The 14,024-nt window shown below is 58.2% G+C and carries 13 protein-coding genes; all 13 read left to right on the plus strand.

What is annotated here, in order from left to right; genetic code table 11:
* Window positions 1-8 precede the first annotated feature (8 nt).
* Window positions 9-1,262: an NADH-quinone oxidoreductase subunit D gene (locus tag OIN59_RS07215; protein WP_274108669.1), complete on the plus strand. Its 1,254-nt coding sequence runs from the start codon at window positions 9-11 to the stop codon at window positions 1,260-1,262.
* On the plus strand, window positions 1,259-1,747 hold the full coding sequence (gene nuoE, locus OIN59_RS07220; RefSeq protein WP_274108671.1) for an NADH-quinone oxidoreductase subunit NuoE: 489 nt from the start codon (window positions 1,259-1,261) through the stop codon (window positions 1,745-1,747). The genes OIN59_RS07215 and nuoE overlap by 4 nt, the downstream gene beginning before the upstream one ends.
* A complete protein-coding gene (nuoF, locus tag OIN59_RS07225) occupies window positions 1,747-3,102 on the plus strand; it encodes an NADH-quinone oxidoreductase subunit NuoF (RefSeq protein WP_274108673.1) in 1,356 nt (451 codons plus the stop codon). The genes nuoE and nuoF overlap by 1 nt, the downstream gene beginning before the upstream one ends.
* 14 nt (window positions 3,103-3,116) lie before the next feature.
* Window positions 3,117-5,249, plus strand: coding sequence for an NADH-quinone oxidoreductase subunit NuoG (nuoG, locus tag OIN59_RS07230; protein WP_274108675.1), 2,133 nt, complete (start codon window positions 3,117-3,119; stop codon window positions 5,247-5,249).
* Window positions 5,246-6,328, plus strand: coding sequence for an NADH-quinone oxidoreductase subunit NuoH (gene nuoH / locus OIN59_RS07235; RefSeq protein ID WP_274108678.1), 1,083 nt, complete (start codon window positions 5,246-5,248; stop codon window positions 6,326-6,328). Before nuoG ends, nuoH begins: the two co-directional genes overlap by 4 nt.
* 12 nt (window positions 6,329-6,340) lie before the next feature.
* The gene (gene nuoI / locus OIN59_RS07240) at window positions 6,341-6,853 is read left to right on the plus strand and encodes an NADH-quinone oxidoreductase subunit NuoI (protein ID WP_274108680.1); all 513 of its coding nucleotides are present in this window, start codon (window positions 6,341-6,343) and stop codon (window positions 6,851-6,853) included.
* 50 nt (window positions 6,854-6,903) lie between these two features.
* Window positions 6,904-7,572 (plus strand): NADH-quinone oxidoreductase subunit J, encoded by a 669-nt coding sequence (locus OIN59_RS07245; protein ID WP_274108683.1) that lies wholly within the window; start codon window positions 6,904-6,906, stop codon window positions 7,570-7,572.
* Window positions 7,569-7,877, plus strand: coding sequence for an NADH-quinone oxidoreductase subunit NuoK (nuoK, locus tag OIN59_RS07250; RefSeq protein WP_005793248.1), 309 nt, complete (start codon window positions 7,569-7,571; stop codon window positions 7,875-7,877). The genes OIN59_RS07245 and nuoK overlap by 4 nt, the downstream gene beginning before the upstream one ends.
* 31 nt (window positions 7,878-7,908) lie before the next feature.
* Window positions 7,909-9,948, plus strand: coding sequence for an NADH-quinone oxidoreductase subunit L (nuoL, locus tag OIN59_RS07255; RefSeq protein WP_274108688.1), 2,040 nt, complete (start codon window positions 7,909-7,911; stop codon window positions 9,946-9,948).
* 12 nt (window positions 9,949-9,960) lie between these two features.
* Window positions 9,961-11,436: an NADH-quinone oxidoreductase subunit M gene (locus tag OIN59_RS07260; protein WP_274108690.1), complete on the plus strand. Its 1,476-nt coding sequence runs from the start codon at window positions 9,961-9,963 to the stop codon at window positions 11,434-11,436.
* Between the two features lie 29 nt (window positions 11,437-11,465).
* Window positions 11,466-12,959 (plus strand): NADH-quinone oxidoreductase subunit NuoN, encoded by a 1,494-nt coding sequence (gene nuoN, locus OIN59_RS07265; protein ID WP_274108692.1) that lies wholly within the window; start codon window positions 11,466-11,468, stop codon window positions 12,957-12,959.
* A gap of 73 nt (window positions 12,960-13,032) precedes the next feature.
* Window positions 13,033-13,338 (plus strand): DUF2818 family protein, encoded by a 306-nt coding sequence (locus tag OIN59_RS07270; protein WP_274108694.1) that lies wholly within the window; start codon window positions 13,033-13,035, stop codon window positions 13,336-13,338.
* 164 nt (window positions 13,339-13,502) lie between these two features.
* Window positions 13,503-13,988 (plus strand): DUF1178 family protein, encoded by a 486-nt coding sequence (locus OIN59_RS07275; protein ID WP_274108696.1) that lies wholly within the window; start codon window positions 13,503-13,505, stop codon window positions 13,986-13,988.
* Window positions 13,989-14,024: the final 36 nt, after the last annotated feature.

The following is a 14,024-nucleotide window of genomic DNA, read 5'->3' on the forward strand; positions in this document are numbered from 1 at the left end:
GATCCATCATGGCTGAAATCAAGAACTATTCCCTGAACTTTGGTCCGCAGCACCCTGCGGCGCACGGTGTGTTGCGCTTGGTGCTGGAGTTGGACGGTGAGGTCGTGCAACGCGCTGACCCGCACATCGGTCTGCTCCATCGCGCCACCGAAAAGCTGGCCGAGCACAAGACCTACATCCAGTCGCTGCCTTACATGGACCGGCTGGACTACGTGTCGATGATGTGCAATGAGCACGCCTACTGTCTGGCGATTGAAAAACTGCTGGGCCTCGAAGTGCCGGTGCGCGCGCAGTACATCCGTGTGATGTTCTCCGAGATCACGCGTTTGCTCAATCATCTGATGTGGCTCGGCTCGCACGGTAACGACTGCGGCAGCTCTACCATCCTGATCTATACCTTCCGCGAGCGTGAAGACCTGTTTGACATGTACGAGGCGGTCTCTGGCGCGCGCATGCATGCGGCCTATTTCCGTCCGGGTGGCGTGTACCGTGATCTGCCCGACAGCATGCCGCAGTACAAGGTCAGCAAGATCAAGAACGCCAAGGCGCTGGAGGCTCTGAATCAGAATCGCCAGGGATCTCTGCTGGACTTCATTGATGATTTCACTCAGCGCTTCCCCGGCTGCGTGGATGAGTACGAGACGCTGCTTACCGACAACCGCATCTGGAAGCAGCGCACCGTGGGTATTGGCGTGGTGCCGCCTGAGCGCGCGTTGAATCTGGGCATGACTGGTCCTATGATCCGCGGCTCCGGTATTGCCTGGGACCTGCGCAAGACCCAGCCGTACGATGTGTACGACCGTATGGACTTCGATGTACCTGTGGGCAAGACTGGCGATTGCTATGACCGCTATCTTGTGCGCGTACAGGAGATGCGCGAGTCCAACCGCATCATTAAGCAGTGCGTGGACTGGCTCAGGGCCAATCCCGGTCCGGTGATTACCGACAATCACAAGGTGGCTGCGCCTGCACGTGAGTCCATGAAGTCGAACATGGAGGAGTTGATCCACCATTTCAAGCTCTTCACGGAAGGTTTCCATGTTCCAGAGGGCGAGGCCTACGCGGCAGTGGAGCATCCCAAGGGTGAGTTTGGTATCTACTTGGTGAGTGATGGCGCCAACAAGCCTTACCGTCTCAAGATCCGCGCGCCAGGTTTTGCGCATCTGGCCACGCTCGACGAAATGGCGCGTGGCCACATGATCGCGGACGCTGTCGCCATCATTGGCACCATGGATATCGTGTTCGGAGAGATTGACCGATGATTACCGAAGCGACCAAGGCGCGGTTTGCGCGCGAAGTGGCCAAGTACCCTGCGGACCAGAAACAGTCTGCGGTCATGGCTTGCTTGTCCATCGTTCAGCAGGAGCAAGGCTTCGTCAGCGTCGAGAGCGAAGCAGTGATCGCCGACTATCTGGGCATGGCGCAGATCGCCGTGCACGAAGTCACGACCTTCTACAACATGTACAACCAGCAACCGGTGGGCAAGTACAAGCTCAACGTCTGCACCAATTTGCCTTGCCAGTTGCGCGATGGGCAAAAGGCGCTGCATCACCTTGAAAAGAAGCTGGGTGTTTCCATGGGAGAAACAACCCCAGACGGAATGTTCACCTTGCAGCAATGTGAGTGCCTGGGTGCCTGTGCGGATGCCCCGGTGATGTTGGTGAACGATCGCACGATGTGCAGTTTCATGGACAACGACAAGCTTGACCAGCTCGTGGACGGCCTTCGGGCTGCAGGGGGCCAGTGATGACCACGGCAGCACAAATACTCTCCCAGTTCCAGGCTACGGGCGTTCAGACCTGTTTCCATGACCGTCATCTCAATCCCCAGATCTATGCGGGCCTGAATGGCAGCAACTGGAGCATTAAGGACTACGAAGCGCGCGGTGGCTACCAGGCGTTGCGTCGCATCCTTGGTAAAGACGGCGGCGAGGGTCTTACCCAAGACCAGGTCATTGCCACCGTCAAGGAATCCGGTCTGCGTGGGCGCGGCGGTGCGGGCTTTCCTACCGGCCTCAAATGGAGCTTCATGCCCCGTTCGTTCCCTGGCCAGAAGTACCTGGTGTGCAATTCCGATGAAGGCGAGCCAGGTACCTGCAAGGACCGCGACATCCTTCAGTTCAACCCGCACATCGTCATCGAGGGCATGATCATCGCTGCCTACGCGATGGGCATTTCTGTGGGTTACAACTACGTCCACGGCGAGATCTTCCAGACCTACGAACGATTCGAGGCGGCTCTGGAAGAAGCTCGTGCTGCGGGTTACCTGGGTGACAACATCCTGGGCGGCAGCTTCAGTTTTCAGCTGCATGCAGCCCACGGTTTTGGCGCCTACATTTGCGGCGAAGAAACCGCCTTGCTCGAATCGCTGGAAGGCAAGAAGGGCCAGCCCCGATTCAAGCCGCCATTTCCGGCCAGCTTTGGTCTGTATGGCAAGCCCACGACGATCAATAACACGGAAACGTTTGCTGCCGTGCCATGGATCATCCGCAATGGCGGTGCTGCGTACCTGGAGTGCGGCAAGCCCAACAACGGCGGTACCAAGATCTTCTCGGTGTCTGGTGACGTCGAGAAGCCTGGTAACTACGAGGTGCCGCTCGGTACGCCGTTTGCCAAGCTGTTGGAACTGGCTGGTGGTGTGCGCAAAGGTCGTCAGCTCAAGGCGGTGATTCCTGGTGGCTCGTCGGCGCCAGTCTTGCCTGCATCCATCATCATGGAATGCACGATGGACTATGACTCCATCGCCAAAGCGGGTTCCATGCTGGGGTCTGGCGCTGTGATCGTCATGGACGATTCGCGGAGCATGGTCGAAAGCCTGCTGCGCCTGTCGTATTTCTATTCGCACGAATCCTGCGGCCAATGCACGCCTTGCCGTGAAGGCACAGGTTGGATGTGGCGCGTGATCGATCGCATCCAGCATGACCAGGGCCGCGAAGGTGACCTGGATCTGCTCAACTCCGTGGCGGACAATATTCAGGGTCGCACCATCTGTGCGTTGGGCGATGCCGCTGCCATGCCCGTGCGCGCCATGATCAAACACTTCCGTCCCGAGTTTGAGGCACTGATCCGGAACAAGGCTCCACAAGCCGCGACTTCCGTCTGATCGCGAGAGAACATATGGTTGAAATTGAACTGGACGGTCAGAAAGTAGAAGTCGCCGAAGGCTGCATGGTGATGCATGCAGCCGAAAAGGCTGGCACTTACATTCCGCATTTCTGCTACCACAAGAAGCTTTCGATCGCCGCCAACTGCCGCATGTGCCTGGTGGACGTGGAGAAGGCTCCGAAGCCCATGCCAGCCTGCGCCACACCGGTCACGCAAGGCATGATCGTGCGCACCAAGAGCGACAAAGCCATCAAGGCGCAGCAGTCGGTCATGGAGTTTTTGCTCATCAACCACCCTCTGGATTGCCCCATCTGCGACCAAGGTGGCGAGTGCCAGTTGCAAGACCTGGCCGTGGGCTATGGTGGTTCCTCTTCGCGCTATGAGGAAGAAAAGCGTGTGGTGCCTGTTAAGGATGTGGGGCCTCTGATTTCCATGCAGGAAATGAGCCGCTGCATCCACTGCACCCGCTGCGTGCGTTTCGGTCAGGAAGTGGCCGGTGTGATGGAACTCGGCATGATCCATCGCGGTGAGCATTCCGAAATCACCACGGTCACCGGCGACACGGTGGATTCTGAGCTGTCGGGCAACATGATCGACATCTGCCCCGTGGGTGCGTTGACCAGCAAGCCTTTCCGTTACAGCGCCCGTACCTGGGAGTTGTCACGCCGCCGCTCGGTGAGTCCACATGATTCCACCGGTGCCAACCTGATTGTTCAAGTCAAGAACCACAAGGTCATGCGCGTGGTGCCGTATGAAAACGAGGCCGTCAACGAATGCTGGATTGCAGACCGTGACCGTTTTTCGTACGAATCGCTCAATGGTGATGACCGTCTGACCCAGCCCATGCTCAAGCAGGGCGGGGTGTGGAAAGAAGTTGACTGGCAGACTGCGCTGGAATATGTGGCCAATGGCCTCAAGAACATCAAGAACGACCACGGCGCCGGTAGCATTGGCGCGCTGGTGAGTCCGCACAGCACGGTCGAAGAGCTCTATCTGGCCAGCGCCCTGGTGCGCGGCCTTGGCAGCGACAACATCGACTATCGCCTGCGTAACGCCGAGTTCGCTGCTCCTGAAGGCATTCGCTGGCTCGGCACGTCTATCGCTTCGTTGTCCACGCTGCAGCGCGTGCTGGTCGTGGGCTCCAACCTGCGCAAGGACCATCCACTGTTTGCGCAGCGCATCCGCCAAGCCGCCCGTCATGGCTGCCAGGTCAGTGCCATCGCTTCGGTGACCCATGACTGGGCCATGCCGGTGCAGGAGTTTGTGGCGCAGGGTGCTGGCGAATGGGTACAGACGCTCGGAGGTATTGCTTCTGCCATCGCCAAGGAAAAGGGTGTCCCCGCTCCGCAAGGTGCTGCTGCTGCCAACGACGTTGCCCAAGCCATTGCTCGTTCGCTGCTCGGTGGCGAGCGCAAGGCTGTGTTGCTGGGCAATGCGGCCGCTCACCATGTGCAAGCTACGCAATTGTTGGCATTGGCCAACTGGATTGCCGAGAACACCGGCGCCACCGTCGGTTACCTGACAGAAGCGGCCAACACAGTGGGCGCGCAGTTTGCGGGTACTCACCCCGTCAGCGGTGGTCTGAATGCGGCTCAAATGCTCTCCGGTGGTTTGAAGGCTGCCTTGTTGCTGAACACCGAGCCGGTTCATGATTCCGCTGCGGGTGCTCAGGCGGCAGTTGCCCTTGCTGGTGCAGAGATGGTGGTCACTTTCAGTCCCTTCAAGGCCAATATGGAGTTCAGTGACGTTCTGTTGCCAATTGCTCCATTTACGGAAACATCGGGCAGCTTTGTCAACGCCGAAGGCCGCATACAGAGCTTCCATGCCGTGGTGCGCCCCTTGGGGGATACTCGCCCCGCATGGAAGGTCCTGCGCGTGCTGGCCAATTTGCTGGGTGTGCCAGGCTTCGATTTTGAAACCTCGCAGGACGTGCTGGCCCGTGCCACCAATGCCCCTGCCGGAACGGTCACGCAAGTGCCGACGGAACAACTGTCAAATGCCGTGAAGGCGGTGCCTGCTGCGACTGCAGCGGTTGGTGAACCTGTCGTGGCTTCCATCTATCAACTGGACGGGCTGGTGCGCCGTTCCACGTCGCTGCAGCTCACTGCCGACGCGCGCATGGCACGCGAAGGAGTGGCCGCATGATCGACGCGATCTACAACGCGGGCCTGAACCTGCTCTCCTTTGGCTGGTGGACCGGCATTGTCTGGCCGGTGCTTTGGATACTGATCAAGATCGTCTGCATCCTGGCGCCGCTCATGGGTGCTGTGGCGTACCTCACGTTGTGGGAGCGCAAGCTGCTGGGCTTCATGCAGGTGCGTCATGGCCCCAACCGCGTGGGGCCCATGGGACTGTTGCAGCCTATCGCTGACGCTCTGAAGCTGCTGACCAAGGAAATCATCCAGCCCACGGCTGCCAGCAAGGGCTTGTTTGTACTGGGCCCCGTCATGGCCATCATGCCCGCCTTGGCTGCCTGGGTGGCGATTCCTTTTGGTCCCGATGTGGCTTTGGCCAATGTAAATGCTGGTCTGCTGCTGGTCATGGCCATCACCTCCATTGAGGTTTATGGCGTGATCATCGCTGGCTGGGCCTCCAACTCCAAGTACGCATTCTTGGGCGCGCTGCGTGCGTCGGCACAGATGGTGAGCTACGAAATCGCGATGGGGTTCTGTTTCCTCGTCGTGATCATGGTGTCGGGCAGTATGAACCTGACCGAAATTGTGCTGGGGCAGGGCAGGGGTATGGCCGCAGACAAAGGTCTGACCTTCCTTTCCTGGAACTGGCTGCCTCTGCTGCCGATTTTCCTCGTGTACTTGATCTCGGGCGTGGCAGAAACCAACCGCCACCCCTTTGACGTCGTCGAAGGCGAAGCGGAAATCGTGGCGGGTCACATGGTCGAGTATTCGGGCATGGGTTTCGCTATCTTCTTCCTGGCGGAGTACGCCAGCATGTGGCTCGTATCCATTCTGGCCGCTCTCATGTTCCTGGGGGGGTGGCTGCCCCCGATCGACAGTGCCGTGTTCAACTGGGTTCCAGGCTGGATCTGGCTGGGGCTCAAGACCTTCCTCGTGGTATCCATGTTTATCTGGATCCGGGCAACCTTCCCCCGATTCCGCTATGACCAGATCATGCGCCTGGGCTGGAAGATCTTCATTCCGGTCACGTTGGTGTACTTGTTGTTTGTCGGCGGGTGGTTGCTCTCGCCTTGGAATATCTGGAAATAGGCGGGGACACAAATGACTGCTGTTGCTGCTGCTGCACCTTTTTCGTTCAAGGATTTCTTCAAGAGCTTCATGCTCGTGGAGTTGCTCAAAGGGATGGCCCTGACCGGCCGCTATGCATTTCGCCGCAAGGTGACCGTGCAGTTCCCCGAAGAGAAGACGCCTTTGTCGCCGCGTTTTCGTGGCCTGCATGCACTGCGCCGTTATGACAACGGCGAGGAGCGTTGCATTGCTTGCAAGCTGTGCGAGGCCGTATGCCCCGCGATGGCCATCACCATCGAATCGGATGTGCGTGCTGACGGTTCGCGTAGGACCACGCGCTACGACATCGACCTGACCAAGTGCATCTTCTGTGGCTTTTGCGAAGAAAGCTGCCCGGTGGATTCGATCGTCGAGACGCACATCTTGGAATATCACGGTGAAAAGCGTGGTGATTTGTATTTCACGAAGGACATGCTCTTGGCCGTGGGCGACCGGTACGAAGGTGAAATTGCGGCAGCCAAGGCTGCAGACGCCAAGTACCGCTGAGCGGTGCAGGGTTCAGCCTCTTTGCCAGATTTTCTATAAAGACCCGATTCATGGACGCCAAGACTGGTTTCTTTTATCTCTTTTCGGTGGTGCTGCTGTTTGCAGCCTTCCGGGTGATCACTGCACGCAACCCTGTGCATGCGGTGCTGTACCTCATCCTTGCGTTCTCGCAGGCAGCGGCTGTCTGGCTGTTGCTCAAGGCGGAGTTCCTGGCTATCGCGCTGGTGCTGGTGTACCTGGGCGCGGTCATGGTGCTCTTCCTGTTCGTGGTGATGATGTTGGACATCCACATCGATACCGTGCGCAAAGGATTCTGGAAGCATTTCCCATTGGCAGCCACGGTGGGTGCCCTGATCGCTCTTGAAATGGCGGCTGTGTTGATGGGCGGTTTCCGCAGCATTGACGAACCCAAGGCGGTTGCGGCGGTGGTGGATGCTGCAGGGCATGTGGTGCAATATTCAAATACCAAGGCGCTGGGCAAACTGCTGTACACCGAGTACCTGTATCCCGTTGAGATCGCTGCAGTCATTCTTCTGGTTGCGATGGTCGCAGCCATTGCATTGACACTGCGCCAGCGCAAGGACAGCAAGGCCATCAATCCTGCATCGCAGATCCGTGTACGCGCTGCTGATCGTCTGACGGTGATCAAGGTGGCTGCTACCCAAAAAGCTGCTGCCGAGGAGCCGGTGCAAGCTGCCGCCGAGGAGAAAAAAGCATGACATTGACTCTGGGCCACTTTCTGTCGCTGGGCGCAATGCTGTTTGCTCTGGCTGTGATCGGCATCTTCCTGAATCGCAAGAACCTGATCGTGCTGCTGATGGCGATCGAGCTCATGCTGCTGGCGGTGAACATGAACTTCGTGGCGTTCTCCCACTACCTGGGAGATATGCACGGTCAGGTGTTCGTGTTCTTTATCCTGACCGTGGCCGCCGCTGAATCGGCGATCGGCCTGGCCATCCTGGTGCTGCTGTTCCGCAACAAATCCAGTATCAACGCGGAAGACCTCAACACCCTCAAGGGTTGATGGGTCACGAGTATTCCCAAGGTTCTCAAGAATGAGTCAAACCCTCTCTGCTTCAACGCTCCTGGCTGTGCCGTTGGCACCGCTGGCGGGCGCCGTGCTGGCCGGCGTCTTCGGTACGACCTTTGGTGGTAACTGGATCGGCCGTCGCCTGAGTCACACCCTGACCATCCTCGGGGTGCTGATTGCATTCATCCTTTCGGCAATGACGCTCAAGAGTGTTGCGCTGGATGGTGCCCGCTTCAATGAAACCCTCTACACCTGGATGGTGGTGGGGGGCTTGAAGATGGAGGTGGGTTTCCTGATCGACAGCCTCACAGCGATGATGATGGTGGTGGTGACCTTCGTGTCGCTAATGGTTCACCTCTACACCATCGGCTACATGGAAGAGGACGAGGGCTACAACCGCTTTTTTGCCTATATCTCGTTGTTCACGTTCTCCATGCTCATGCTGGTCATGAGCAACAACCTGCTGCAACTGTTCTTCGGCTGGGAGGCTGTGGGGCTGGTGTCCTATCTGCTCATCGGGTTCTGGTTCAACAAACCTTCCGCCATCTTTGCGAACATGAAGGCATTCCTGGTCAATCGAGTGGGTGACTTTGGTTTCATTCTGGGCATTGGCCTGATCGCGGCCTATACCGGCACCTTGAACTATGGCGAGATCTTCGCCAAGGCAGGCGACTTGGGCGCACTGTCGTTCCCCGGAACCAGCTGGATGCTCGTCACCGTGATCTGCATCTGCCTGTTCATCGGCGCCATGGGCAAGTCGGCACAGTTTCCTCTGCACGTCTGGCTGCCTGATTCGATGGAGGGTCCCACCCCCATCTCCGCGCTGATTCACGCCGCCACCATGGTGACGGCCGGCATCTTCATGGTGTCGCGCATGTCGCCGCTGTTCGAGCTATCTGACACTGCGCTCAATTTCATCCTGGTGATCGGCGCTATCACGGCACTGTTCATGGGTTTCCTGGGCATCATCCAGAACGACATCAAGCGTGTGGTGGCGTACTCGACGCTGTCGCAACTGGGCTACATGACTGTGGCGCTTGGCGCCTCGGCCTACTCGGTGGCTGTGTTCCATCTGATGACCCATGCGTTTTTCAAGGCCTTGTTGTTCCTGGGGGCAGGCTCGGTCATCATGGGTATGCACCACAACCAGGACATCCGCTGGATGGGCGGGGTGCGCAAATACATGCCCATCACGTGGATCACTTCGCTGCTGGGCTCCATGGCGCTGATCGGCACCCCGCTGTTCTCGGGCTTTTACTCCAAGGACAGCATCATTGAGGCTGTGCACTTCAGCCATCTGCCTGCGGCTGGGTTTGCGCATTTCGCGGTGCTGGCGGGCGTTTTCATCACCGCGTTCTACTCCTTCCGGATGTACTTCCTGGTGTTCCATGGCAAGGAGCGTTATGACCAGAACCCGGACGCGCACCACGACGATCACCATGGCCACGGCCATGACGAGCACCACGAGCCGCACGAGTCTCCATGGGTGGTGACCGTACCTCTGGTGTTGTTGGCCATTCCTTCGGTTGTTGTGGGTTTTCTGTTCATCCAGCCCATGCTGTTTGGTGACTTCTTCAAGGATGTCATCTTTGTAGATGCGGCCAAGCACCCCTCCATGGCGCACATGACAGAGCATTTCCACAGCGCCTGGGCCATGGCATTGCATGGTTTGCAGACGGCACCGTTCTGGCTCGCGTTGGCGGGTGTGGCTCTGTCGTACTACATGTACATGATCAATCCTGCGTTGCCCGCCGCGATCAAAGCGCGCGTACAGCCCATCTACACGTTACTTGAAAACAAGTATTACCTCGACTGGATCAATGAGAACATTCTGGCCCGTGGCGCACGTGCTCTGGGCGTAGGGCTCTGGAAGGGCGGAGACCAGGCGGTAATCGATGGTGCCTTGGTCAATGGTTCTTGGAAACTTGTGCGTGGAGTGTCTGGCATCGTCCGTTGGATGCAGTCGGGCTTTATCTTCCACTATGCGCTGGTGATGATCCTGGGTGTATTCGCACTGATGACCTGGTTTGTCTGGGGCGATGTTTTCATGCAGCTCATCAAATAAGGAAAACAACAAATGGGTCTGTTGAGTCTTGCAATCTGGACACCGATTGCGTTCGGCGTGCTCTTACTCGCCATAGGACGTGATGAGCATGCGCGCGCCGTACGCTGGCTGGCGCTGGTGGGTGCCCTTATCGGGTTCTTGGTCACCTTGCCTCTGTACGACGGCTTCAAGCTGGGTACGGCAGCTATGCAGTTTGTGGAGAAGGCCGACTGGATCGAGCGCTTCAATGTCCACTACCACCTTGGGGTGGACGGCATTTCCTTCTGGTTCGTACCGCTTACAGCTTTCATTACCGTGATCGTGGTGATTGCCTCTTGGGAGTCCATCACCGAGCGCGTGAATCAGTACATGGGCGCTTTCCTGATCCTTTCGGGGCTCATGATCGGCGTGTTCAGTGCACTCGACGGCATTCTGTTTTACGTGTTCTTCGAGGCGACGCTGATTCCGATGTACCTCATCATCGGTATCTGGGGGGGACCGAACAAGATCTACGCAGCGTTCAAGTTCTTCTTGTACACCTTGCTTGGGTCTCTGATGATGCTGATCGCGCTGATCTACCTGTACAACCAGTCGGGTGGCAGCTTCGATATCGCGACCTGGCACCAATTGCCTCTGAGCGGCCGGGCGCAGACCTTGTTGTTCTTTGCCTTCTTTGCCGCCTTCGCCGTGAAAGTGCCCATGTGGCCCGTCCACACTTGGCTGCCCGACGTGCACGTGGAGGCTCCCACTGGCGGTTCTGCGGTGTTGGCCGCCATCATGCTGAAGCTGGGTGCCTATGGTTTCCTGCGATTTTCGCTACCCATTGCCCCTGACGCCGCGCGGCAGTGGGCTTGGTTGATGATTGCTTTGTCGCTGATCGCTGTGATCTATGTGGGCCTGGTGGCCATGGTCCAGAAGGACATGAAGAAGCTGGTGGCCTATTCGTCGGTGGCGCACATGGGATTTGTGACCCTGGGCTTCTTCATCTTCAACGACCTTGGCGTATCGGGCGGCCTGGTCCAGATGATTGCGCACGGTTTCGTGTCAGGCGCAATGTTCCTGTCGATTGGCGTGTTGTACGACCGCGTGCATTCTCGCGAGATCGCAGCCTATGGCGGCGTGGTCAACACGATGCCCAACTTCACGGCATTTGCGCTGTTGTTTGCGATGGCCAACTGTGGCTTGCCGGGAACGGCCGGTTTTGTGGGCGAGTGGATGGTGATCCTCGGAGCCGTCAAAGCCAACTTCTGGATTGGACTGGCCGCCGCTACTGCGCTGATTTTTGGTGCCGCTTACACCCTGTGGATGTTCAAGCGCGTGTACCTGGGCCCTGTGGGCAACGACAACGTCAAGGGCTTGACGGACATCGACAGCCGTGAGTTCCTGGTGCTGGCGGTGCTGGGCATTGCGGTGCTGGCCATGGGTCTTTACCCCCGTCCTTTCACCGACGTGATGGACACCTCGGTGGCAGAACTGCTCAAGCATGTGGCGCTGACCAAGCTGAACTGAACAGACCAGACTGAACTGAGAGATTCGAGATGATTGACAACATCAGCTGGCTAGCGATTTACCCCGAAATTGTGCTGTTGACGATGGCCTGCGTGATTGCGCTGGTCGATCTGGGTGTTCGCAGCCCCCGCCGTACCAGTACCTATGTGCTGACCATGCTCACGCTGGCCGTGGTGGCCGCCCTGCAGGCTATGTACGCCAGCAGCGGCAATACCTTCTATGGCTTCGGCAACATGGTGGTGAGCGACGCCATGGGCAACTGGCTCAAGTGTTTTGCCACTGTGGCCATGATGGCCACCCTGGTGTATGGCCGCCCCTATGCGGCTGACCGTGACATGTTGCGGGGTGGCGAGCTCTTCACGTTGTCCATGTTTGCCTTGCTCGGCATGTTCATCATGATTTCGGGTAACAACTTCCTGGTGATCTACCTGGGACTTGAGTTGCTGACATTGTCGAGCTATGCCCTCGTGGCATTGCGTCGAGACAACGCCACCGCCACAGAAGCAGCGATGAAGTATTTTGTGCTGGGTGCTATGGCCAGCGGCTTTCTGCTTTATGGCTTGTCCATGGTTTATGGCGCCACAGGCTCGCTGGACATTGGCCAGGTGTTCAAGGCTGTCAACTCCGGTCAGATCAAGCACCAGGTGCTGGTGTTTGGCTTGGTGTTTGTGGTGGCGGGCCTGGCCTTCAAGCTGGGCGTGGTGCCCTTCCACATGTGGATTCCCGATGTGTACCAGGGCGCGCCTACGGCCGTGACGTTGATGATTGGTGGTGCGCCCAAGCTGGCCGCGTTTGCCATCACCATCCGTTTGCTCGTGGATGGTCTGCTGCCTTTGGCCATTGACTGGCAGCAGATGCTGGCTGTGCTGGCGATTGGCTCGCTACTGGTCGGTAACCTGGCTGCCATCGCGCAGACCAACCTCAAGCGGATGCTGGCGTACTCCACCATTTCCCAAATGGGTTTTGTGTTGCTGGGCCTGATGTCGGGTGTGATCAATGGCAATGTGGATGCCACTGCGGTGGAGAACGCTTACAGCGCCTCCATGTTCTACGTCATCACCTATGTGCTGACCACCCTGGCAGCCTTTGGCGTGATCCTGCTGCTGGCCCGGGAAGGTTTTGAGAGCGAAGAAATCTCCGATTTCGCAGGTCTCAACCAACGCAGCCCCCTGTACGCAGGTGTGATGGCTGTCTGCCTGTTCTCGATGGCTGGTATTCCTCCGTTGGTGGGTTTCTACGCCAAATTGGCAGTCTTGCAGGCCCTGGTGGCTTCGGGCCAGACGATCTACATCGCAATGGCCGTGTTTGCCGTGATCATGTCGTTGATTGGTGCGTTTTACTACCTGCGGGTGGTGAAGGTCATGTATTTCGATGCGCCCTTGACTGCAACCAGCGTGTCGGCACCCGCCGATGTGCGCGTGGTGTTGACCATCAACGGTGCGCTGGTGCTGGTGTTGGGCCTATTGCCAGGTGGTTTGATGGCCCTGTGTGCCGACGCAGTGGTGCGCGCACTGGCGACCTGACCGGTAGCGCAAGCGCATACATCGCGCGGGCTGCTGCTCTCATTCCCAATCTACTGCCTCGATCAGTTCCTCTGTGTCACTTACCGGTTCGGTTTGGCTTGTGATTGTGGCGGCGCTGATTGCCGCCAACCTGCCCTTCGTCAACCAGCGCTGGCTGGTGATGGGCCCGGTTGCGGCTACTGGCAAGCCTTTGGTAGGGCGCTTGGCTGAGTTGATCCTGCTGTACTTTTTGGTGGGCGGGTTGGCCTTGTTGCTGGAGCGTCGTGCAGGCCAGATTGCACCGCAGGGCTGGGAGTTTTACGCCATCACCGGCACCATGTTTCTCACGTTGGCTTTCCCCGGGTTCGTCTATCGGTATCTGTTGCGCCGCCACGGCTGATGCAGTGGTCGATTCGGTGCGGAGTCCGGCGACCAAGCTTTAAGGGCTCTTGCCGACTGTAGGCTCACCTATTTGGGTAAGCACATTCTGAATGTAACCCTGCACCTTGATGTACCCGATGGCGTTGATCACTGGATTGTGCTCACCGGCGTACGATGCTTGATATGAAGGTACTGGATCTCCAATGTCAGCACGGCCATGTCTTTGAAGGCTGGTTTGGTTCTGAAGACGACTTTCAGAGCCAGAAGCAGCGCGGCCTGGTTCAGTGCCCCTTTTGTGCCGACGACCACATCGACAAGCGCTTGAGCGCACCGCGCCTGAATCTGGGCGCGCGCGAACCTGCCGCGTTGGTGGCTGCGTCCAACCTTCCGTCCGCCGCGCATCCTGTCTCCAGTGCTTCGGCCGAGACGTCAATGCCGTCCCCCGTACTGCAGGCCGCATGGCTGGAACTGGCACGAAAAATGGTCGCCAGTACGGAGGATGTGGGACCCCGGTTTGCCGAGGAGGCCAGGCGCATGCACCATGGTGAGGTGCAGGAGCGTGCCATTCGTGGCCAGGCCACCGCGCATGAGGCGTTGCAATTGCTGGACGAGGGCATTGCCGTCATGCCTCTACCCATGCCTGCGGCAGCCAAGGAGACGCTGCAATAGCGATTGCGCCCGTCCCCTGGATCCAGACCCCTTCTG

This window comes from Acidovorax benzenivorans (assembly GCF_028680575.1).
GTDB classification, from domain to species: domain Bacteria; phylum Pseudomonadota; class Gammaproteobacteria; order Burkholderiales; family Burkholderiaceae_C; genus Acidovorax; species Acidovorax benzenivorans.